General features: G+C 57.3%; 17 protein-coding genes and 1 pseudogene. 12 read left to right on the forward strand and 6 right to left on the reverse strand.

Features of this window, described 5'->3' with window-relative positions; genetic code table 11:
- Nucleotides 1-163: 163 nt before the first annotated feature.
- On the forward strand, nt 164-2,137 hold the full coding sequence (gene cirA / locus CWM61_RS09605; protein ID WP_100631148.1) for a catecholate siderophore receptor CirA: 1,974 nt from the start codon (nt 164-166) through the stop codon (nt 2,135-2,137).
- 70 nt (nt 2,138-2,207) lie between these two features.
- Here the strand turns inward: cirA and fghA are convergent, their stop codons facing one another.
- Nucleotides 2,208-3,041, reverse strand: a complete 834-nt coding sequence (gene fghA / locus CWM61_RS09610; RefSeq protein ID WP_100631149.1) for an S-formylglutathione hydrolase — start codon at nt 3,039-3,041, stop codon at nt 2,208-2,210.
- Between the two features lie 360 nt (nt 3,042-3,401).
- Here fghA and folE point away from each other — a divergent pair, with 360 nt between their 5' ends.
- The 6 genes from folE to mglC all read left to right on the forward strand — a co-directional run bounded on the left by folE (nt 3,402) and on the right by mglC (nt 10,381).
- On the forward strand, nt 3,402-4,070 hold the full coding sequence (gene folE / locus CWM61_RS09615; protein ID WP_023290444.1) for a GTP cyclohydrolase I FolE: 669 nt from the start codon (nt 3,402-3,404) through the stop codon (nt 4,068-4,070).
- 15 nt (nt 4,071-4,085) lie between these two features.
- The gene (gene yeiB, locus CWM61_RS09620; RefSeq protein WP_100631150.1) at nt 4,086-5,243 is read left to right on the forward strand and encodes a DUF418 domain-containing protein YeiB; all 1,158 of its coding nucleotides are present in this window, start codon (nt 4,086-4,088) and stop codon (nt 5,241-5,243) included.
- Between the two features lie 155 nt (nt 5,244-5,398).
- The gene (galS, locus tag CWM61_RS09625) at nt 5,399-6,421 is read left to right on the forward strand and encodes an HTH-type transcriptional regulator GalS (protein WP_012967553.1); all 1,023 of its coding nucleotides are present in this window, start codon (nt 5,399-5,401) and stop codon (nt 6,419-6,421) included.
- 296 nt (nt 6,422-6,717) lie between these two features.
- Nucleotides 6,718-7,716, forward strand: coding sequence for a galactose/glucose ABC transporter substrate-binding protein MglB (gene mglB, locus CWM61_RS09630; protein WP_074388041.1), 999 nt, complete (start codon nt 6,718-6,720; stop codon nt 7,714-7,716).
- 118 nt (nt 7,717-7,834) lie between these two features.
- The gene (mglA, locus tag CWM61_RS09635; RefSeq protein ID WP_074388042.1) at nt 7,835-9,355 is read left to right on the forward strand and encodes a galactose/methyl galactoside ABC transporter ATP-binding protein MglA; all 1,521 of its coding nucleotides are present in this window, start codon (nt 7,835-7,837) and stop codon (nt 9,353-9,355) included.
- 15 nt (nt 9,356-9,370) lie between these two features.
- Complete coding sequence (mglC, locus tag CWM61_RS09640; RefSeq protein ID WP_002912871.1) at nt 9,371-10,381, forward strand: galactose/methyl galactoside ABC transporter permease MglC; 1,011 nt, start codon at nt 9,371-9,373, stop codon at nt 10,379-10,381.
- A 69-nt stretch (nt 10,382-10,450) separates the two neighbouring features.
- Here the strand turns inward: mglC and sanA are convergent, their stop codons facing one another.
- From sanA to CWM61_RS09665, 4 genes are all read right to left on the reverse strand, one after another.
- Nucleotides 10,451-11,167 (reverse strand): outer membrane permeability protein SanA, encoded by a 717-nt coding sequence (sanA, locus tag CWM61_RS09645; RefSeq protein WP_004201624.1) that lies wholly within the window; start codon nt 11,165-11,167, stop codon nt 10,451-10,453.
- 276 nt (nt 11,168-11,443) lie between these two features.
- Complete coding sequence (cdd, locus tag CWM61_RS09655; protein WP_074388044.1) at nt 11,444-12,328, reverse strand: cytidine deaminase; 885 nt, start codon at nt 12,326-12,328, stop codon at nt 11,444-11,446.
- Between the two features lie 128 nt (nt 12,329-12,456).
- Nucleotides 12,457-13,152 carry a CidB/LrgB family autolysis modulator gene (locus CWM61_RS09660; RefSeq protein WP_008804035.1) on the reverse strand — a complete coding sequence of 232 codons (696 nt, stop codon included), beginning with the start codon at nt 13,150-13,152 and terminating at the stop codon, nt 12,457-12,459.
- Nucleotides 13,142-13,546 (reverse strand): CidA/LrgA family protein, encoded by a 405-nt coding sequence (locus CWM61_RS09665; protein WP_004201620.1) that lies wholly within the window; start codon nt 13,544-13,546, stop codon nt 13,142-13,144. The genes CWM61_RS09660 and CWM61_RS09665 overlap by 11 nt, the downstream gene beginning before the upstream one ends.
- A 358-nt stretch (nt 13,547-13,904) precedes the next feature.
- Between CWM61_RS09665 and dusC the strand changes: the two genes are divergently transcribed.
- The 5 genes and pseudogenes from dusC (at nt 13,905) to CWM61_RS09690 (ending at nt 20,962) form a co-directional block, all read left to right on the forward strand.
- Complete coding sequence (gene dusC / locus CWM61_RS09670) at nt 13,905-14,837, forward strand: tRNA dihydrouridine(16) synthase DusC (protein ID WP_100631152.1); 933 nt, start codon at nt 13,905-13,907, stop codon at nt 14,835-14,837.
- 356 nt (nt 14,838-15,193) lie between these two features.
- Nucleotides 15,194-16,558 (forward strand): carbohydrate porin, encoded by a 1,365-nt coding sequence (locus tag CWM61_RS09675; RefSeq protein WP_100631153.1) that lies wholly within the window; start codon nt 15,194-15,196, stop codon nt 16,556-16,558.
- 155 nt (nt 16,559-16,713) lie between these two features.
- Nucleotides 16,714-17,547: a transcriptional antiterminator BglG gene (gene bglG, locus CWM61_RS09680; RefSeq protein ID WP_074388047.1), complete on the forward strand. Its 834-nt coding sequence runs from the start codon at nt 16,714-16,716 to the stop codon at nt 17,545-17,547.
- A 29-nt stretch (nt 17,548-17,576) separates the two neighbouring features.
- Nucleotides 17,577-19,552, forward strand: a pseudogene (gene bglF, locus CWM61_RS09685) (PTS beta-glucoside transporter subunit IIABC).
- 15 nt (nt 19,553-19,567) lie between these two features.
- Nucleotides 19,568-20,962, forward strand: a complete 1,395-nt coding sequence (locus tag CWM61_RS09690; protein WP_100631154.1) for a glycoside hydrolase family 1 protein — start codon at nt 19,568-19,570, stop codon at nt 20,960-20,962.
- 33 nt (nt 20,963-20,995) lie between these two features.
- On the opposite strand, the gene CWM61_RS09695 is transcribed toward CWM61_RS09690, so the two are convergent.
- On the reverse strand, nt 20,996-21,730 hold the full coding sequence (locus CWM61_RS09695; protein ID WP_074388050.1) for a class I SAM-dependent methyltransferase: 735 nt from the start codon (nt 21,728-21,730) through the stop codon (nt 20,996-20,998).
- Nucleotides 21,731-21,774 lie beyond the last annotated feature (44 nt).

The following is a 21,774-nucleotide window of genomic DNA, read 5'->3' on the forward strand; positions in this document are numbered from 1 at the left end:
GAAGCCACTCCCCGTCTCTGCCATTGGGTCAGACTGACATTGGGCGACCAGCCACATCGACGAGAAAACAGCGCGAGCATGCCGCCGACAGAGCGACAGGCCGCCAGCGCGTGTGAGCAGCACCTTTTTGTTTGTTTGGTTGTACACCTCATGGAGATTTGGAATGTTCAGGTTAAACCCTTTTATCCGGGCGGGATTGTCTGCGTCCGTCGTATCCTTGGCGTTTCCGGCCCTCGCCGATGTAAATGAAGAAACGCTGGTGGTGACCGCCTCGGCCACTGAACAGAGCGTCAAAGACGCGCCGGCGAGCATCAGCGTCATCACCCAGCAGGATTTACAACGTAAGCCCGTCCAGAACCTGAAAGACGTACTGCGCGATGTCCCTGGGGTCCAGCTCACTAACGAAGGGGATAACCGCAAGGGCGTCAGCATTCGCGGTCTGAGCAGCAGCTATACCCTGATCCTTGTCGACGGGAAACGCGTCAACTCCCGGAACGCCGTCTTCCGCCATAATGACTTCGACCTGAACTGGATCCCGGTGGATGCCATCGAACGTATCGAGGTGGTGCGCGGCCCGATGTCCTCCCTTTACGGCTCCGATGCGCTCGGCGGCGTGGTCAACATTATTACCAAAAAAATCGGCCAGAAATGGACCGGGACGCTGAGTGCCGATACCACCATTCAGGAACACCGCGACCGCGGCGATACCTGGAACGGCCAGTTCTTCACCAGCGGTCCGCTGATCGACGGCGTGCTCGGGATGAAGGCCTACGGCAGCCTGGCAAAACGCGCCAAGGACGATCCGCAGTCTTCCAGCAGCGCCACTGGCGAGACGCCGCGCATTGAGGGCTTCACCAGTCGCGATGGCAATGTTGAATTCGCCTGGACGCCGGGCGAAAACCATGATTTTACGGCGGGCTATGGCTTTGACCGTCAGGATCGTGATTCCGATTCCCTTGACCGCAACCGCCTTGAGCGTGAGAACTACTCCCTGAGCCATAACGGCCGCTGGGATATGGGCAATAGCGAGCTCAAGTTCTACGGCGAAAAGGTGGATAACAAAAATCCGGGACAGAACGGGACCATTACCTCGGAAAGCAATGCCATCGACGGCAAATATGTCCTGCCGCTGGACATGATTAACCAGCTGGTAACCTTCGGCGGCGAATGGCGCCACGATAAACTGAAAGATCCGGTCAACCTGAGCAGCGGCAGCCAGTCGACCTCCGCCAGCCAGTATGCCCTGTTTATCGAAGACGAATGGCGCATCATCGAGCCGCTGTCGCTGACCACCGGCATTCGTATGGACGACCACCAGACCTATGGCGATCACTGGAGCCCGCGTGCCTATCTGGTGTATAACGCCACCGATACCGTCACCGTCAAAGGCGGCTGGGCGACGGCGTTTAAAGCCCCGTCGCTGCTGCAGCTTAACCCTGACTGGACCACCAACTCCTGCCGCGGCTCGTGCAGCATCATCGGTAACCCGGATCTGAAACCGGAAACCAGTGAAAGCTTCGAGCTCGGTCTCTACTACCGTGGGGAAGAGGGCTGGCTGGAAGATGTCGAAGGCAGCATCACCACCTTCCAGAATAATGTCGACGATATGATCGATGTTCTGCGCACCTCCAGCGCCAGCGAAGCGCCGGGCTACCCGAACTTTGTCGGCTGGAAAACCGTCAACGGCAAGCGCGTGCCGATCTTCCGCTATTTCAACGTCAACAAAGCCCGCATCAAAGGGGTGGAGACGGAGGTGAAGATCCCGTTTGGCGATGAGTGGAAGCTGACGATGAACTACACCTACAACGATGGCCGCGATCTGAGCAATGGCGGCGACAAACCGCTGCAGACGCTGCCGTTCCATACCGCCAACGGCACGCTTGACTGGAAACCGCTGGACGACTGGTCCTTCTACGTGACGGCCAACTATACCGGCCAGCAGCGCTCGGTGAGCGCCACCGGCAAAACGCCGGGCGGCTACACCCTGTTTGACGTTGGCGCGGCATGGCAGGTGACCAAAAACGTGAAACTGCGCTCCGGGGTGCAGAACGTGGGTGATAAAGATCTGAGCCGGGACGACTACAGCTATACCGAAGAGGGCCGTCGCTACTTTATGGCGGTGGATTATCGCTTCTGATCGTCGGCACTAAAACGTGGCCTGCGGGCCTGAGCATGCGCCGCGAAGCTGCTTCGCGGCGTATTGGTGTTTAGCCAAAGAGATGCTGCGCATGGAAGCGCAGATGGTCTTCAATAAACGAGGCAATGAAGTAATAGCTGTGGTCGTAGCCAGGCTGGATACGCAGCGTTAACGGCCAGGCCTTCTGGCGGGCGGTTTCCGCCAGCACGGCCGGCTGTAATTGCCCGGCGAGGAACGGATCGTTATCGCCCTGGTCGATCAGCGTCGGCACGGCGTCAGCCGGCTGGCTGGCCTGCATCAACGCGCAGCTGTCCCACGACTGCCATGTCGATTCATCCGCGCCCAGATAGGCGGTAAACGCTTTCTTGCCCCACGGCACCTGGCCGGGATTGACGATCGGCGCGAAGGCGGAGACGCTGGCGTAGCGGCCCGGATTTTTGAGCGCCATCACCAGCGCGCCGTGACCGCCCATCGAGTGGCCGCTGATGGCGCAGCGTTCGCCGACGCTAAACTCGCTACGGATCAGCGCGGGCAGTTCATCGCGCAGATAATCATACATTCGATAGTGCGCCGCCCACGGCGCCTCGGTGGCATTCAGGTAGAAGCCGGCGCCTTGCCCCAGATCGTATCCGTCATCGTTGGCGACCTCATCACCGCGCGGGCTGGTATCCGGCATCACCAGCGCGATGCCCAGCTCAGCGGCAATGCGCTGGGCGCCCGCCTTGGTGGTAAAGTTTTCGTCGTTACAGGTCAGCCCGGATAGCCAGTACAGTACCGGCGGCGGCGTTTCGCGCTCAGGCGGTAAAAAAATGCTGAACGTCATGGCGCAGTTCAGGACAGGGGAGTGATGACGCCAGCGTTGTTGCCGACCGTCAAAACAGCGATGCTCTTCAAGCAGTTCCATGCAAGGCTCCTCGAAAGGGGTGTGCGCGTAAACGTTCATAATACAGATATTTCATTAGCCGGTGAGTAACTTTCACTTTCTCCTTTTGAGAACTTACTGCATCATTAATGCAACTTATAGCCAACATGCCGGTGTAGCGATGGCGCTTATGGATGCGTACAGCGGTCAGATCATTCCGGATTCGGCGATAAGGATTTGGCGCTGCGCCTGAGGCGTGGCTCCAGGCCCTAATAAAAGGCAGCGCCAATTTCAATAATTATCGTTACGGCTACTGGATTCTGTGCGCCACCTCACGCACAATGAATACAAACTTTGCCCCCAGAAAAAGCAAAGAGCGCCACACCTGCAGGAGAAACCCAAATGTCATCACTGAGTAAAGAAGCCGTCCTCGTTCATGAAGCGCTGGTCGCTCGTGGGCTGGAGACGCCGATGCGTGCGCCAGTACAAGAAATTGATAACGAAACACGCAAGCGTTTGATTACCGGTCATATGACCGAGATTATGCAACTGCTGAATCTGGATCTGAGTGATGACAGTCTGATGGAGACCCCGCATCGCATCGCCAAAATGTATGTCGATGAGATCTTCTCCGGGCTGGATTACTCCCGCTTCCCAAAAATCACCGTCATTGAAAACAAAATGAAGGTTGATGAAATGGTTACCGTGCGCGATATCACCCTGACCAGCACCTGCGAACACCATTTCGTTACCATCGATGGTAAAGCGACAGTAGCCTATATCCCGAAAGATTCGGTTATCGGCCTGTCGAAAATCAACCGCATCGTGCAGTTCTTCGCCCAGCGTCCGCAGGTCCAGGAGCGTCTGACCCAGCAGATCCTGATTGCGCTGCAGACGCTGCTCGGCACCAGCAACGTGGCGGTATCCATTGACGCGGTGCATTACTGCGTGAAGGCGCGCGGCATTCGCGATGCGACCAGCGCTACCACCACCACCTCTCTCGGCGGCCTGTTTAAATCCAGCCAGAATACCCGCCAGGAATTCCTGCGCGCAGTACGTCACCACAACTAAAACGGAGCAGGGTACATGGAGAGAAATGTCACGCTGGACTTTGTCCGCGGCGTCGCCATCCTCGGTATCCTGCTTCTCAATATCAGCGCCTTCGGCTTGCCGAAGGCCGCTTACCTCAATCCCGCCTGGTCTGGAAGCGCGACTCTCAGCGATACCTGGACGTGGGCACTCCTCGACCTGCTGGCACAGGTGAAGTTTCTCACCCTGTTCGCGTTGCTGTTTGGCGCCGGTCTGCAGCTGCTGCTCCCGCGAGGGAAGCGCTGGATCCAGTCGCGGCTGACGCTGCTGGCGCTGCTCGGTTTCATTCACGGTCTTTTTTTCTGGGATGGCGACATTCTGCTGGCCTACGCCCTGGTGGGGCTGGTGAGCTGGCGCATGGTGCGTGAGGCGCACCATGTCAAATCGCTGTTCAATACCGGGGTGGTGCTCTACCTCATCGGCATTGCGGTGCTGGTCCTGCTGGGGATGATCTCCGGGACGGCGGCGAATCGCTCCTGGGTGCCGGACGCAGCGAACCTGCAATATGAGCAGTACTGGAAGCTGCACGGAGGCATGGAGGCAGTCAGCAACCGGGCGGATATGCTATCGGACAATCTGCTGGCACTGGGCGCCCAGTATGGCTGGCAGCTGGCGGGGATGATGCTGATGGGCGCAGCGCTGATGCGCAGCGGCTGGCTCAAAGGGCAGTTCAGCCTGCGTCACTACCGGCGCACGGGGGTGCTGCTGGTGGTGGCCGGGATGGCGGTGAATCTGCCGGCAATATTCGCCCAGTGGTATCTGGCCTGGGACTATCGCTGGTGCGCGTTTTTGCTGCAGGCGCCGCGCGAACTGAGCGCCCCCCTGCAGGCTATCGGCTATGCCTCGCTGGCCTGGGGTTACTGGCCGCAGCTGTGCCGTTTCCGCCTGGTGGGCGCTATCGCCTGCGTTGGACGCATGGCGCTGACCAACTACCTGCTGCAGACCCTGATCTGCACCACCCTGTTTTATCATCTCGGGCTGTTTATGCGCTTCGATCGTCTGCAGCTGCTGGCCTTTGTTCCCCCCATCTGGGCTGTTAACCTCCTCGTCTCATCGCTGTGGCTGCGCCGCTTCCGCCAGGGGCCGGTGGAATGGCTGTGGCGTCAGTTAACCCTGCGTGCGTCAGGCACATCATTGAAAGACACATCCAGATAACGATCTCGATCACAATCATTAACAAAACGGATGTAAACGTTTCCAGCCGTGTGACTTCACTCACGTAGCGGACCGCGGGTCGCTGCCAGAATAGCCTCCTTGCTGAGCACAGGAGGTGAATGTGACGTGCTGTAATTCTCTTAAGGTCGCAGAGTATGATCACCATTCGTGATGTCGCCCGCCAGGCGGGCGTATCCGTGGCCACCGTGTCGCGGGTGCTGAACAACAGCGCGCTGGTGAGTCCGGATACGCGCGACGCCGTGATGAAAGCGGTGACCCAACTGGGCTACCGGCCCAACGCCAACGCCCAGGCGCTGGCCACCCAGGTGAGCGATACCATCGGCGTGGTGGTGATGGACGTCTCCGACGCCTTCTTCGGCGCGCTGGTGAAAGCGGTGGATACCGTCGCCCAGCAGCATCAGAAGTATGTGCTGATCGGCAACAGCTATCACGAGGCAGAAAAAGAGCGCCACGCCATCGAGGTGCTGATCCGCCAGCGCTGCTCGGCGCTGATCGTCCATTCGAAAGCGCTCAGCGATGATGAACTGAGCGACTTTATGCAACATATCCCGGGGATGGTGCTGATCAACCGCATCGTGCCGGGCTTTGCCCATCGCTGCGTCGGGCTCGACAACGTCAGCGGCGCGCTGATGGCCACCCGCATGCTGCTCAATCACGGCCACCAGCGCATCGGCTACCTCTCCTCGAATCACGGCATTGAAGATGACGATATGCGCCGGGAAGGGTGGAGCAAAGCGCTGCAGGAGCAGGGCATCATCGCCCCGGATAGCTGGGTCGGTTCTGGCTCCCCGGATATGCAGGGCGGCGAAGCGGCGATGGTCGAACTGCTGGGGCGTAATCTCGGTCTCACCGCAGTGTTTGCCTATAACGACAGCATGGCGGCCGGCGCGCTGACGACGCTGAAGGACAACGGCATTGTCGTGCCGCAGCATCTGTCGCTGATTGGCTTTGATGATATTCCTATTTCCCGTTACACCGATCCTCAGCTCACCACCGTGCGCTATCCGGTGATGTCGATGGCGAAACTGGCCACCGAGCTGGCGCTGCTGGGGGCGGCCGGCAAGCTGGATCGCGAGGCAACGCACTGCTTTATGCCGACGCTGGTGCGCCGTCATTCCGTTGCCCAGCGGCAAACTGTGGGGCCGATCACTAACTGAAGCGGTGATGGGATGTAACCGCTTTCAATTTGTGAGTAAATTCACAGTATATTAACATTCGCCTGATTATGATGGCAGCGTTTACCAGTCTGAACCACGAGGTGATGGGTTATCCTCACTTTTTTAAGTAGGAACAAGGCGTTAAACGAGTTTTAGAGTCGTATTTTTCTGGAGCGTTACCCGACACGGAAGACCGAATTTTCGTCGTGAAATGCGTTGTGCGGTAACACTAATGCAACAAATCCCGCCCGCACTTTTTCACAATAATGACCCTGCATAATAAAACCGGAGATTCCATGAATAAGAAGGTGTTTACCCTGTCTGCTGTAATGGCTGGTCTGTTATTTGGCGCCGCAGCACACGCAGCAGATACCCGTATCGGCGTGACGATTTATAAATATGACGACAACTTTATGTCGGTGGTGCGTAAGGCGATTGAAAAAGATGGCAAATCCGCGCCTGACGTCCAGTTGCTGATGAATGATTCGCAGAACGACCAGTCGAAACAAAACGATCAGATTGACGTGCTGTTGGCGAAAGGCGTGAAGGCGTTGGCGATTAACCTGGTTGACCCGGCGGCAGCGGGAACGGTGATCGAAAAAGCGCGCGGGCAGAATATTCCGGTGGTGTTCTTCAACAAAGAGCCTTCCCGCAAAGCACTGGATAGTTACGACAAAGCTTATTACGTCGGTACCGATTCGAAAGAGTCCGGGATTATTCAGGGCGATCTGATCGCCAAGCACTGGAAAGCCAACCCGAACTGGGATCTGAACAAAGATGGCCAGATTCAGTTCGTCCTGTTGAAAGGCGAGCCGGGCCATCCGGATGCGGAAGCGCGTACCACCTACGTTATCAAAGAGCTGAATGATAAAGGTCTGAAGACCCAACAGCTGCAGCTGGATACCGCCATGTGGGATACCGCTCAGGCGAAAGACAAAATGGACGCCTGGCTCTCCGGCCCGAATGCGAACAAGATTGAAGTGGTGATCGCCAATAACGATGCCATGGCGATGGGTGCGGTTGAAGCGCTGAAAGCGCACAACAAGAGCAGCATTCCGGTATTCGGCGTCGATGCCCTGCCAGAAGCGCTGGCGCTGGTGAAATCCGGTGCGATGGCCGGTACCGTGCTGAACGATGCCAACAACCAGGCGAAAGCAACCTTCGATCTGGCGAAAAATCTTGCAGCAGGTAAAGAAGCCGCGGCGGGCACCAACTGGAAAATTGACAACAAAATTGTTCGCGTACCTTACGTGGGCGTCGATAAAGACAACCTGAGCCAGTTTACCGGCAAATAATCGTGATGTGAGTTGCGGGCGTGGTTCATCCACGCCCGATTATTCCTGATACAGAACCAGACTCCTGCTGGCGTTATTGCGCCGGACGGGGCGTGCATGAACGCAGCCAGGTATAACTATGGTCAGCAATAATAGCGAACGGTCAGGCGAGTATTTGTTGGAGATGACCAACATCAACAAATCGTTTCCTGGCGTCAAGGCTCTTGATAATGTCAACCTGAAGGTTCGTCCGCACTCCATTCATGCGTTAATGGGTGAGAACGGCGCCGGCAAATCGACATTATTAAAATGCCTTTTTGGGATCTATCAAAAAGATTCCGGTAGCATTCTTTTTCAGGGAAAAGAGATCGATTTCCATTCGGCGAAAGAAGCCCTGGAAAACGGTATATCGATGGTGCATCAGGAATTAAACCTGGTATTACAGCGTTCGGTCATGGATAACATGTGGCTTGGGCGTTATCCCACTAAAGGCATGTTCGTCGATCAGGAGAGAATGTACCGGGATACCAAGGCGATTTTTGATGAACTGGATATTGATATCGACCCGCGCGCCCGCGTCGGCACCTTATCGGTATCCCAGATGCAGATGATTGAGATCGCCAAGGCGTTTTCCTATGACGCTAAAATCGTCATCATGGATGAGCCCACGTCATCGCTGACGGAAAAAGAGGTCAACCATCTGTTTAAGATCATCCGCAAGCTGAAAGATCGCGGCTGCGGTATCGTCTATATCTCGCACAAGATGGAAGAAATTTTCCAGCTGTGCGATGAAATTACCATCCTGCGCGACGGCCAGTGGATTGCCACCCAGCCGCTGGAAGGATTGGATATGGACAAGATCATCGCCATGATGGTCGGGCGCTCGCTCAATCAGCGTTTCCCGGATCGCGAAAACACCCCAGGCGAAGTGATCCTCGAGGTGCGCAATCTGACGTCGCTGCGCCAGCCGTCCATTCGTGATATTTCCTTCGACCTGCATAAAGGCGAAATTCTCGGTATCGCCGGCCTGGTGGGCGCTAAACGCACCGATATCGTGGAGACGCTGTTCGGGATCCGTGAGAAGGCCAGCGGCACCATCACCCTGCACGGTAAGAAGATCAACAACCACAGCGCCAACGAGGCGATTAACCACGGTTTTGCACTGGTGACCGAGGAGCGGCGCTCCACCGGGATTTATGCCTATCTGGATATCGGTTTTAACTCTCTGATTTCCAATATTAAGAAATATAAAAACAGCCTCGGCTTGCTGGATAATTCGCGAATGAAGAGCGATACCCAGTGGGTCATTGACTCGATGCGCGTTAAAACCCCCGGGCAGCATACGCAGATCGGTTCGCTTTCCGGTGGTAACCAGCAAAAGGTCATTATAGGCCGCTGGCTGCTGACCCAGCCGGAGATCCTGATGCTGGATGAGCCGACGCGCGGTATCGACGTCGGCGCCAAATTCGAGATCTACCAGCTGATTGCCGAGCTGGCTAAAAGAGACAAAGGGATCATTATTATTTCTTCCGAAATGCCGGAACTGCTGGGGATTACCGACCGCATTCTGGTGATGAGCAATGGCCTTGTCGCGGGCATTGTTGAGACTAAAACCACCACGCAAAACGAGATACTGCGTCTTGCGTCATTGCACCTTTAAGATCAGGGGCTTCACATGAGTGCGTTAAATAAAAAGAGTTTTCTCACTTACCTGAAAGAGGGTGGGATATATGTCGTCCTTCTGGTCCTGTTGGCCATTATTATTTTCCAGGATCCGACATTTTTAAGTCTGCTCAACCTGAGTAATATTCTGACCCAGTCCTCGGTGCGTATTATTATTGCCCTGGGCGTGGCCGGACTTATCGTCACGCAGGGGACCGACCTCTCCGCCGGACGTCAGGTGGGACTGGCCGCGGTCATTGCCGCCACCATGCTGCAGGCGGTGGATAATGCCAACAAGGTGTTCCCGGATATGGCGACCATGCCGATCCCGTTGGTGATCCTGCTGGTGTGCGCCATCGGGGCGGTCATCGGCCTGATTAACGGGATTGTCATCGCCTACCTGAACGTGACGCCGTTTATTACCACCCTCGGCACCATGATCATCGTGTACGGTATTAACTCGCTGTACTACGACTTTGTGGGCGCGTCGCCGATCTCCGGTTTTGACAGCCACTTCTCCCATTTCGCCCAGGGGTTTGTGGCGCTGGGCTCGTTCCGCTTGTCCTACATTACCTTCTACGCGCTGATTGCCGTCTTCTTTGTCTGGATCCTGTGGAACAAGACGCGTTTTGGTAAAAACATCTTCGCTATCGGCGGTAACCCGGAAGCGGCGAAAGTCTCCGGGGTTAACGTAGCGTTGAACCTGCTGATGATCTATGCCCTCTCCGGCGTGTTCTACGCCTTCGGCGGCCTGCTGGAAGCCGGGCGTATCGGCTCGGCGACCAATAACCTCGGCTTTATGTATGAACTGGACGCCATTGCCGCCTGCGTGGTGGGCGGCGTATCGTTCAGCGGCGGGGTAGGGACAGTGTTTGGCGTGGTGACCGGGGTGATTATCTTTACCGTCATCAACTACGGCCTGACCTATATCGGCGTCAACCCTTACTGGCAGTACATCATTAAGGGGGCGATTATTATCTTCGCCGTGGCGCTGGACTCCCTGAAATACGCCCGTAAGAAATAAGATTGAACGCATAAAAAACCCGCGCCTGGCGCGGGTTTTTTATATCTGAAACGAATGCGTTGATGGAGGCTACTTTTCTTTCTGCAGCTCCAGCAGCTGCTCCGGAGTGACTGCCGGGTAGGACTGGGCGTCATCCGGTACGTCATGCTGTTGAGCCGGAATCGGGATGAGAGGGCCGAGAAAGCGCGGTTCCCGTTTGAAGATATAGAGGTCCGCCAGCGCGCCAAAACGGGCGCCGAACTCGCGCAGCCTTACGCTCCACATATCCTTCGGCGATGGCACCGCGTAGCACTGGGCCTGGATCCCCATATGCAGGGCGATAAACAGCGCCCGTTCGCAGTGGAAGCGCTGGGTGATGATAATGAAGTCGTTGGTGTCGAACACTTTACGGGTGCGGACAATCGAGTCGAGCGTACGGAAGCCGGCATAGTCCAGCACGATATCGGCGGGATCGACGCCGCCTTTAATCAGGTCCCGACGCATGGTCATCGGTTCATTGTAGCTTTGCAGAGCATTATCGCCGCTCAGCAGCAGATAGTTGACCTTGCCGCTGTTGTAGGCGTTCAGCGCACCCTGGATGCGGTAGCGGTAATACTGATTGATGACGCCAGTGCGGTAATATTTGGCGGTGCCCAGCACCACGCCGACCTGACGATAGGGCAGGTCCTGCAGCTCATCATAGATATAGGGCGCGGTTTTCCAGCTCATCCAGCGGTCAAGGCCCAGCACGGTCAACAGCAGCAGGCCGAGCAGGACTAACAGGCTGTAGAACACACGCTTTAACATGAACTTGGCTCAATAATAGACAACGGAGTCTTCAGGCTACTTTACCCGCCGGGTAAGCGCAAGAAACCCGCGTTTGATTGCGGGGATTTTCAGCAATATAGACAGATCGCCGAACGCAGGTCGGGGAAGGCGTGAGCCGACACCCGACATAGAGATCTTCAGCTCGCAATGGAACGGACGGTAGGTCGGGTAAGCGTAGCGCCACCCGACAACATCACGGTATAACAGGTCGGCCGGATAAGGCGAAACCGTCATCCGGCAATCTGCTCAGGCTGATCAACCTAACAGCACCCGCTCGATATTCTGGCAGCCCAGCGCCTTCAGGGTGGCGACGGTGGCATCCCATTGGATCAGCGCCGCGTCGGCTTTCTCCGCCAGGATTGCCCGCTGGATATCGGGATAATCATAGCCATTGAGGCTCAGGAGATTCAGCGCCCCCTGCAACGGCGGCAGCGTCGGATTGAACGCCGCGTTTTCCGCATAGCTGCCGCTGAAAATGGTGCCGTCTTTCAGCTCCAGCGCCACGCCGGAAGGCGAGTGGCTGTAGGGTGCATGGCAGCGGTTGGCGGCCTGAATGGCTGCCTGGGTCAGGGCATCGCCGCTCACCGGGAAGCCATGGTCCTGTTCATCCATCAGCAGGGTTTTGATCTCCAGGTCTTTCGGACCAAAGGCGTCCGGCAGATAGTGCTCCAGGGCATGCGCTTCGCGGCCCGGCAGATGAATGCGCAGCGCCAGTCCGCTGTTCAGTTCGTTCATAAACTGACGGCAATGGCCGCACGGCGTGTAGTTCACCGTAATAGCGCGCAGGGAGGTCTCGCCGCGCAGCCAGGCGTGGCTGATGGCGCTCTGTTCCGCGTGAACGGTCTGCTGCATGGTCGCGCCGAGAAATTCCATATTGCCGCCAAAGTACCAGCGGCCGCTGACGCCGCGGGCGATAGCCCCGACGTTAAAATGAGAAAGGTCGGCGCGCGCGCAGGCGGCAGCAAGCGGCAGTAGCGCAAAGGCCAGCGCGTCTTCGTCCAGACCTGTCGCCTGCTGCAGCGTCGCCACCTGATCGGCTTCGAGCAGCGCCGGGAAGTGCGGGTCGGCGAGCATCGGGGCGATGGCTGCCTGCAGGTCTGCTGCCAGAGTCGTCAAAGCAGCTTGAAAACGTGAGTGCATAGCGTTGCCTCATAACAATGTAATGGGAAGCCAGTGTACGGGCGTCCCGCGGTCTCATATGTGATGAATATCTCATTGTTTATGCAACTTTGATTTGTTGCATTAAAAAATGTGACTTAAATCACAATTCATCCCACCACCGCGAGGATCAGCGGAAATAAGAACGGCGCCATCAACGAGGTGATGATCCCGCACAGCACCAGCGCCAGCGAGCTAAACGCCCCTTCCTGATAGTCCAGTTCCGCACAGCGGGCGGTGCCGAGGGCGTGCGAGGCGGTACCCATTGACAGGCCGCGTGATGCTTTGGTGCGAATGCGCATCAGGTTAAGCAGCGTATGGCCGAATACCGCGCCGAGGATGCCGACAAAAATCACGCACACGGCGCTGATGGCCGGAATGCCGCCGATGCTGCCGCTGACCGCCATGGCAATCGGCGTAGTGACTGACTTAGGCAGAATAGAGGCGGCGATTTGCGGCGTGGCGCCCATCAGCAGGGCGACGGTGGTACCGGTGATCATCGCCACGCAGCTGCCGATAAAGCAGATGGTGATGATTGATTTCCAGCGCGCGCGGATCTGATGCAGTTGCTCATACAGTGGAAAGGCCAGCGCGACCACCGCCGGCTGCAGCAGATCGTTCAGGACTTTACTGCCGGCAAAATAACGCTCATAGGAGATCCCGGTCAGCAGCAGAAACGGAATTATGACTACCATCGCCACCAGTAGCGGGTTGAGCAGCGGGAACTTAAAGCGGGCCGCCAGCCTGCGGGCGAGAAAAAAGACGATCAGGGTTAGCGGCAGCGACCACCAGATTTCATGCATCATTTTTCTTTTCCTTTTGCCCAATCACTTTACGTTCGCCATGCACCAGGTGAGAGCTCCAGCTCACCACCACGAATACCACCAGGGTGCTGATAGCGCAGGAGATAACCACAGGCCCCAGCTGGGCGCGTAGCAGATCCCAGTACTGCATCACGCCGACGCCGATCGGCACGAACAGCAGCGCCATATAGCGGATCAGGATATTGCAGCCAGGATTGACCCACTGCGGCGGCATAATTTGCAGCGCCAGCAGCACGAAGAGGATCAGCATGCCGATGATGCTGCCGGGGATAGTGATGGGCAGCAGCCCGGCGATAAAAATTCCGGCGTATAAGCAGGCGTAAATCAGGACGAAGGCCCGCAGGTACTGCCAGATAATAGTCAGCGATTTACTCATGGTAATAACCCTTGATGAAGTGCATTCATCATACAATTAATCCCTAAAATGTGCTACCGATCACATCATGAATTCTACGCATAGCGCTGATAGCGTACGGGAACAATAGCCTCTCCTGGCAGGACCCGACAGCTTGCAGCTTAGGGTATATCGGGCCCCACGCTACCTTTTTGAACGAGGCGCGGCAAATAAAGGCGGCATGAGACGCCGCAGACTCCTGTAAAGCATAGAGATTATCTCATCGCTTTGCCGCATTCGCCGAACGGGGAACGGCGTACGGCGGGCCGGACGCATTGAGCGCTTTCAACCAGTGCCCGGAGGCGCTACCATAGCGCCTCTTTTTTTTCCGGGTAACGATATGCGTGTTCTACTGGCGCCGATGGAAGGCGTGCTCGATTCGCTGGTGCGCGAGCTGCTGACAGAGGTTAACGATTACGATCTGTGCATCACCGAATTTCTGCGCGTGGTGGATCAACTGCTGCCGGTAAAATCGTTCTACAGGCTGTGCCCGGAACTGCATCACCAGAGCCGCACGCCGTCCGGCACCCGCGTGCGCGTCCAGCTGCTGGGACAATATCCCGAGTGGCTGGCGGAAAACGCCGCCCGCGCGGTGGCGCTGGGTTCGTGGGGTGTGGATTTAAACTGCGGCTGTCCGTCTAAGCTGGTGAACGGCAGCGGCGGCGGGGCGACGTTGCTGAAAGATCCGGAGCTGATCTATCGCGGCGCGAAAGCCATGCGCGAAGCGGTTCCCGATCATCTGCCGGTGACCGTCAAGGTGCGACTCGGCTGGGACAGCGGCGAACGGCGCTTCGAAATCGCCGATGCGGTGCAGCAGGCCGGGGCCAGCGAGCTGGTGGTTCACGGCCGCACCAAAGAAGATGGCTACAAAGCCGAACGCATCAACTGGCAGGCGATCGGCGAGATCCGCCAGCGCCTGACTATCCCGGTGGTCGCCAACGGTGAAATCTGGGACTGGCAAAGCGCCCAGGACTGCATGGCCGTCACCGGCTGCGATTCGGTGATGATTGGCCGCGGGGCACTCAACGTGCCGAACCTCAGCCGGGTGATCAAATACAATGAACCGCGGATGCCGTGGCCGCAGGTGGTCCAGTTGTTGCAAAAATATACCCGCCTGGAAAAGCAGGGCGACACCGGTCTGTATCATGTGGCGAGAATTAAGCAGTGGTTAGGCTATTTACGCAAGGAATATAGCGAGGCGCTGACCCTGTTTAATGAAATTCGTGCCCTGCAAACATCTGCTGAAATAGCGGCGGCCATTGCCCGCTATTAAACGCCATACTGTTATTTGCTTCACATATTATTACTTGCCTGCCTATTGCTGGTAGGCATGAGTTGAATAAAGTGATAATGTGCGGTCAATCAATTCAGGATTGCTACTGAACCCAGGCAAAACCTAAGCACTTTCGTCATTCGTGGCGGAAAGTGCTTAGGTTTTTTTTTGGCAAAAATTTAATGGTGAAAAAATGATGATGTAAAACAATGAATTGTAATTAACGCTTTCTCTGGCATCGTCGCGGTTTTATTACCGGCGGACGCCCCTTGCCATTCATTTTTTAAAAAAGAAAACAGGTAAATAAATAGCCTGGGGATCCCCTTTGTTTTTATTCAGTCACGGTGGATATCACAATGCATAACAAAAAAATAAATCAGCTTTTGATCGGCGCAGCGCTGGCGGCAATGGTGCCTGCCGTGAGCGCCGCGGAAACTCCGGCGTGGAACGGCAGCGTGCTGGGGTTCGAAGCCGGGCAGCAGGGGCTGCTGGGCGATATGCTGGGCATTCGTCCGATCCTCGAAGAGAACGGCTTTCATTATAATCTCGGGTATCTTAACGAGATGGCATACAACGCCGGCGGCGGTTATGACCATGATAAACACCTGGCCTATATTGACCAGGTGGCGCTGACCTTTACCCAGGATCTGGAGCGCTGGACCGGCATACCGGACGCGCGTCTCGAAGGCAACATCGTCAACCGTAACCACGATGATAACCTCACCACGAAACGGCTGCAGGATCCGCGGGTGAGTTTCAACGATCTGTCGCAGGAGAGCTGGGGAGGCGGGTCGATCACCCGCCTCGGCTGGCTGACCTTTGCCCGCAGCTTTGACGACCGTCGCCTGACCTGGCGCATCGGCATGATGAACAAGGTGCAAACCTTCGACCAGATCATACCCTGCGATTTTCAACTGCTGACCCAGTGCGGTGGTAAATCGGCCAACTCGCTGACCTGGAATAACTGGAACATCCACACCTGGGGCACCACCCTGGAGTACAAGCTGACGCCGACGGTCACCCTGAAAGGCGGGGTGATGGAGCAAAACCCGCAGGCTACCGCGCGCAGCCACGCCTGGAGTTGGTCGACGAAGGGCAGCAAAGGCATTTTACTGCCGATGGAGATCGAAACCCGTCCGCTGATTAATGGCCTGCCGGGAGCCTATAACCTGGGTGTGGTCTGGACTAATGCACCGCAAACCGATCTCTACAGCGGCAAATCCGGCGGCGCCGGGGCGACCGATCCGCAAGGCTACGCCGAGCACGACAGCACCTGGTTTATGTACGCCGGCCTGAACCAGCAGATCACTCGCCACGCCGACGACCCGCTGCGGGGGATGAGCGTCTCGCTGAGCGGCAGCCTCAGCGACCAGCGCAGCAACTATATCCACTCCGCCGTCGCCGCCTCAATGCGCTACCGCGGGCTGTTTGACGCCCGCCCGGAGGACTGGATTGGCTTTGGTCTGACGTGGATCGACATGAGCAGCCACTACGCACGCAACCAGCGCTATATGAACCAGATCAGCGGGGCCACCGACTATAACGATCCGGCTTACCAGCCGGTGGCCGATCATTCACTGAACGGCGAGCTCTATTATCGCTTCCGCCCGGTTTCCTGGCTGGAGCTGCAGCCGGGCCTGCAGTACTGGCACCGTCCGGGCGGCGTCGCGCAGACCCAGGATGCGTGGGTGGTGGAGTGGAAAACGGTGGTGACTTTCTGATAGTCGCGATCTTAATCACGTTTTTTCACTTGTCAGGTTGAGCGCGCAGCAGAAGTTGTTACAGTGCGGGTGTTGGATTGCAACTGCTGCGGCAGGCAAAACCTGATCACCTGGCGTTTCGTCGGGGGTCAGGTTTTTTTGTTTCTGGGGTCTATATGCAAATCGCCAAAGTACTCAATAACAATGTGGTGGTGGTTCTCGACGAGCACCGGCGCGAACAGGTGGTGATGGGGCGAGGGCTGGCCTTTCAGAAACGCCCGGGCGACGTGCTGGACGACAGTAAAATTGAAAAAGTCTTCGCCTTACAGAGCGATGAACTGGTAGGCCGCTTAGGTGAGTTACTCAGTCAGATACCGTTAGAAGTGATGACCACCTGCGATCGCATTATCGAACTGGCACGCGGGCGGCTGGGCAAGCTACAGGAAAGCTTGTACATCACATTAACGGATCACTGTCATTTTGCTATCGAGCGGCAGAAAAAGGGCATCGCACTGCGTAACGTGCTGCTGTGGGAGATTAAGCGGCTGTATCCGAAGGAGTTCGCGCTGGGCCAGGAGGCAAGGGCCATTATTGCCAAAAGGCTTGGCGTGGAGCTGGCGGAGGATGAAGCCGGATTTATCGCCCTGCATCTGGTGACGGCGCAGCTCAACAGCGAAATGCCGGAGGTCATGCACGTGACCCGGGTGATGCAGGAGATCCTGCAACTGGTGAAGTATCAGCTGCAGCTGAATTACGACGAGGAGTCGCTGAGCTATCAGCGTTTCGTTACCCATCTGAAATTTTTCGCCCAGCGGATGCTGACGCGCACGGTGGTGGAAGATGACGACGTCTCGCTGCACAGCGCGGTGAAAGATAACTACGCCAAAGCGTGGAAGTGTGCGGAAACGGTGGCGACGCATCTGCAAAAGCAGTATCAGCGGTCGCTGACCACCGAAGAGATTATGTTTCTTGCCATTCATATCGAACGGGTAAGAAAAGAGGGGCGTTAATTCCCCCAACAAAACTGGATTGTTACTGCATGATGCAGGCAAAACCTGAGCGCGACGCCCACCGGCGTGGTTCTCGGGTTTTTTTTATTTTTTACTACTCAGTCGCCGGTTGTCTGCGGGCAGCGGCAGTAAGGAAAAGAGCATGGAATATAAAGCACTCGCGCAGGATATTCTCAACCGCGTCGGCGGCAAAGAGAACATTGTGAGTCTGGTTCACTGTGCGACACGTCTGCGTTTTAAACTGAAAGATAACGGCAAAGCCGATGCCGAAGGGCTGAAGGCCAATCCGGGCGTCATTATGGTGGTGGAGAGCGGTGGCCAGTTTCAGGTGGTGATTGGCAACCATGTCCATGATGTCTGGCAGACGGTGCGCCAGGAGGCGGGGTTGAGCGATGACAGCGAGCCGGTTGCCGAGGAGAAAACGGCAAAAGGCTCGGTGTTAAGCGAGCTTATCGACATCATCTCCGGCATCTTTACGCCGTTTATCGGCGTGATGGCGGCGACCGGTCTGCTGAAAGGCCTGCTGGCGCTGGCGGTGACCTGCGGCTGGCTCACGCCAGAGCAGGGGACCTATAAAATCTGGTTTGCCGCCAGCGACGCGCTGTTCTTTTTCTTCCCGCTGTTTCTTGGCTATACCGCCGGGAAGAAGTTTGGCGGTAACCCGTTTATCTCGATGGTGATTGGCGGGGCGTTAACCCACCCGCTGATGATCCAGGCCTTTGAGGCCAGCCAGGCGCCGGGCGCGGCGGTGGAACACTTTCTCGGCATTCCGGTGACCTTTATCAACTACAGCTCGTCAGTGATCCCGATTATTCTCGCCTCGTGGGTCTGCTGCTGGCTGGAGCGTAAGAGCAACGCGCTGCTGCCGTCATCGATGAAAAACTTCTTCACCCCGGCGATCTGCCTGGCGGTGGTGGTCCCGCTTACCTTTCTGGTGATTGGCCCGGTCGCCACCTGGCTGAGTCACCTGCTGGCCAACGGCTACCAGTTTATCTACGCGTTTGCGCCATGGCTGGCGGGCGCGGTACTGGGCGCCATGTGGCAGGTGTGCGTTATTTTCGGCCTGCACTGGGGGCTGGTGCCGTTGATGATCAATAACATGACGGTGCTCGGCCATGACTCCATGCTGCCGATTATCCTTCCGGCGGTGATTGCCCAGGTGGGTGCGGTTCTGGGAATTTTGCTGGCCACCCGCGATGCGCGCCAGCGGGTGCTGGCGGGGTCGGCCTTCTCTGCCGGGCTGTTTGGCATCACCGAGCCGGCTATCTATGGCCTGACCCTGCCGCTGCGTCGTCCGTTTATCTTCGGCTGTATCGCCGGCGCCATCGGCGGGGCGATCACCGCCTACAGTAATAGCCATGCTTACTCGTTCGGTGTGCCGAATATCTTTTTCCCGGCGCAGATGATCCCGCCTGGCGGCATTGACGCCAGCGTCTGGGGGGGGCTTATCGGCACCGGCGTGGCTTTCGTGCTCGCCTGCTTGCTGACCTTCTTCGCTGGCCTGCCGCGTGCCAGCGCCGCACAGGGCGCCGTGGCGGTAGCCCCGGCCTCGGCAAACGACATTCTGGCGCCGATGAGCGGCAGCGTTATCGACCTCGATCAAGTGCCGGACAGCACCTTCGCCAGCGGCTTACTCGGTAAAGGGGTTGCCATTATCCCGGCGGTGGGCAAAGTGATTGCGCCATTCTCGGGCGAAGTGGCCTCCCTGTTTCAGACTAAACATGCCATTGGCCTGCAGAGCGACAGCGGCATTGAGCTGCTGATCCACGTCGGCATCGACACGGTCAAACTCGACGGCGTGCCGTTTACCGCGCATGTCAAAGAAGGTGACAGGGTGCAGGCCGGCGATCTGCTGATTGAGTTTGATCGTCAGGCGATTCTGGATGCCGGTTACGACCTGGCGACCCCGATTATTATCAGCAACAGCGACGACTACCGGGAGATTGATACGGTGGCGTCCAGCGCCGTCGAAGCCGGTCAGCCGCTGTTGTCAGTCAGCCATTAATCACAGGAGAGAGAGATGAAAACATTCCCGGCGGATTTTTTATGGGGCGGCGCGACCGCGGCGAATCAGGTGGAAGGGGCTTATCTTGAAGAGGGCAAAGGCTTATCCACCTCCGATGTGCAGCCGCATGGTGTGTTCGGTGAGGTGGTCGAGCGCGTACCCGGCGACAGCGGTATTAAGGATGTGGCGATCGATTTTTACCATCGCTACCCGGAAGATATCGCTCTGTTCGCCGAGATGGGCTTTAACTGCCTGCGGGTGTCCATCGCCTGGACCCGCATCTACCCCAACGGCGATGACGCCGAGCCCAACGACGCCGGCCTCGCGTTCTACGACAAGCTGTTCGACGAGATGGCGAAGCACAACATCACCCCGCTGGTGACGCTGTCGCATTATGAAATGCCGTGGGCGCTGGTGAAAAACTACGGCGGCTGGGGCAGCCGGGAGGTGATTGGCTTCTTTGAGCGCTACGCCCGCACGGTGTTTAGCCGCTATAAAAATAAGGTCAAACTGTGGCTGACCTTTAACGAAATCAATATGTCGCTGCATGCCCCGATGACCGGCGTCGGCCTGCCGGCTGGCAGCAGCAAAGGCGAGGTGTATCAGGCGATTCACCACCAACTGGTGGCCAGCGCCCTGGCGGTTAAAGCCTGTCACGAGCTGGTGCCTGAGGGCAAAATCGGCAATATGCTGCTCGGCGGGCTGATGTATCCCCTGAGCTGCAAACCGGAAGATGTGTTTGAGACGCTGCAGGAGAACCGCAGCTGGCAGTTCTTCGGCGACGTGCAGGCGCGCGGCGCGTACCCGGGCTATATGCTGCGCTTTTTCCGCGACAATGGCATCACGCTCACCATTACCGACGCCGATCGTGAAGCGCTGAAAACCACCGTCGACTTTATCTCCTTCAGCTACTACATGACCGGCTGCGTCACCGCCGACGAGGCGCTGAACCAGCAGGCGCGCGGCAATATTCTCAGCATGGTGCCGAACCCGCACCTGGCGAGCTCGGAGTGGGGCTGGCAGATAGACCCCCTGGGTCTGCGCACGCTGTTGAACGTGCTGTGGGATCGCTATCAGAAGCCGCTGTTTATCGTGGAAAACGGTCTGGGCGCCAAAGATAAGGTGGAAGCCGATGGCAGCATTAACGATGACTACCGCATCAGTTACCTGAATGACCATCTGGTGCAGGCGCGGGAAGCCATTGACGATGGCGTTGAGCTGATGGGCTTTACCAGCTGGGGGCCGATTGACCTGGTGAGCGCCTCGAAGGCGGAGCTGTCGAAGCGCTACGGCTTTATCTATGTCGACCGCCATGATGATGGCACCGGCACCCTGGCGCGCAGTAAGAAGAAGAGCTTTGACTGGTATAAAGAGGTGATTGCCAGCCGCGGCGCCAGCCTGAAAGCGTAAAGGATGCCCGCCCGGCCATCGCCGGGCGGGGGATTAGCCCGGTTTACGCGCGCGCAGTAAAAAGATCATCGGACGCTCTTTCTCTTCATCCAGGGCGGGCTGTTGGGCAATCTGTTCGGCGCTCGGCCCCCACTCATCCAGCTGCTCCAGCACAAAACCCGCGGCGATAAGCGCGTTTATCCAGCTTGAGAGTTTGCGGTGCTGTTTAATGACGCCCTCCGCAAACCAGTTGCTGACCCGCTCGCCCTCCTGCTGATAGTGACTGACCGGCCAGCTTTTTTTCCCCTGCTCATTCACCTGCCATGCCTGTTGCAGCGGCGCGGTATAGATGGGGTGTTCGGCGGAAAAGACCAGGATGCCGCCCGGGACCAGCGCCTGATGCAGCGTGGCGAAGAGCGGGGCGATGTCCGGTAAGTAATGCAGCGCCAGCGAACTGTAGACCAGATCGCAGCTGTTGGCGGGCAGCGTCAGGGTTTGCAGATCGGCGCAGCGGTAGTCAATCTCATCCCCGCGGGTCATTTCCCGCGCCTGCGCCAGCATCCGCTGGGAGATATCGAAACCGGTTATCTGGCTGGCTCCCTGCTGCTGCGCCCAGCGGCAAAACCAGCCGTAGCCGCAGCCGAGATCCACCACCCGCAAACCGGTTATCGGCGGCAGCATCGCCTGCAGGGAAGGCCACTCCGGTGCGCCATCCAACCCCTTCACCGAGCGATCGAGGGTCGCATAGCCGGCAAAGAAGTGCGGATCGTCATAAATATTCTGGCTCATATTCATCCCTTGAATTGATAAGGTTGTTTATTTTTAGCTAACTA

The organism is Klebsiella sp. K-Nf6 (genome assembly GCF_002806655.1).
Classification (GTDB): Bacteria; Pseudomonadota; Gammaproteobacteria; order Enterobacterales; family Enterobacteriaceae; genus Klebsiella; species Klebsiella variicola.

Bases quoted from the DNA above. Each gene is read 5' to 3' on its own strand.
- sanA (WP_004201624.1), bottom strand. From the start codon at position 11,167: ATGTTAAAGCGTGTGTTCTACAGCCTGTTAGTCCTGCTCGGCCTGCTG.
- bglG (WP_074388047.1), top strand. From the start codon at position 16,714: ATGCAAATCGCCAAAGTACTCAATAACAATGTGGTGGTGGTTCTCGAC.
- folE (WP_023290444.1), top strand. From the start codon at position 3,402: ATGTCATCACTGAGTAAAGAAGCCGTCCTCGTTCATGAAGCGCTGGTC.
- CWM61_RS09660 (WP_008804035.1), bottom strand. From the start codon at position 13,152: ATGATGCATGAAATCTGGTGGTCGCTGCCGCTAACCCTGATCGTCTTT.
- CWM61_RS09675 (WP_100631153.1), top strand. From the start codon at position 15,194: ATGCATAACAAAAAAATAAATCAGCTTTTGATCGGCGCAGCGCTGGCG.
- cdd (WP_074388044.1), bottom strand. From the start codon at position 12,328: ATGCACTCACGTTTTCAAGCTGCTTTGACGACTCTGGCAGCAGACCTG.
- mglB (WP_074388041.1), top strand. From the start codon at position 6,718: ATGAATAAGAAGGTGTTTACCCTGTCTGCTGTAATGGCTGGTCTGTTA.
- fghA (WP_100631149.1), bottom strand. From the start codon at position 3,041: ATGGAACTGCTTGAAGAGCATCGCTGTTTTGACGGTCGGCAACAACGC.
- galS (WP_012967553.1), top strand. From the start codon at position 5,399: ATGATCACCATTCGTGATGTCGCCCGCCAGGCGGGCGTATCCGTGGCC.
- mglC (WP_002912871.1), top strand. From the start codon at position 9,371: ATGAGTGCGTTAAATAAAAAGAGTTTTCTCACTTACCTGAAAGAGGGT.
- CWM61_RS09665 (WP_004201620.1), bottom strand. From the start codon at position 13,546: ATGAGTAAATCGCTGACTATTATCTGGCAGTACCTGCGGGCCTTCGTC.
- CWM61_RS09690 (WP_100631154.1), top strand. From the start codon at position 19,568: ATGAAAACATTCCCGGCGGATTTTTTATGGGGCGGCGCGACCGCGGCG.
- CWM61_RS09695 (WP_074388050.1), bottom strand. From the start codon at position 21,730: ATGAGCCAGAATATTTATGACGATCCGCACTTCTTTGCCGGCTATGCG.
- yeiB (WP_100631150.1), top strand. From the start codon at position 4,086: ATGGAGAGAAATGTCACGCTGGACTTTGTCCGCGGCGTCGCCATCCTC.
- cirA (WP_100631148.1), top strand. From the start codon at position 164: ATGTTCAGGTTAAACCCTTTTATCCGGGCGGGATTGTCTGCGTCCGTC.
- dusC (WP_100631152.1), top strand. From the start codon at position 13,905: ATGCGTGTTCTACTGGCGCCGATGGAAGGCGTGCTCGATTCGCTGGTG.
- mglA (WP_074388042.1), top strand. From the start codon at position 7,835: ATGGTCAGCAATAATAGCGAACGGTCAGGCGAGTATTTGTTGGAGATG.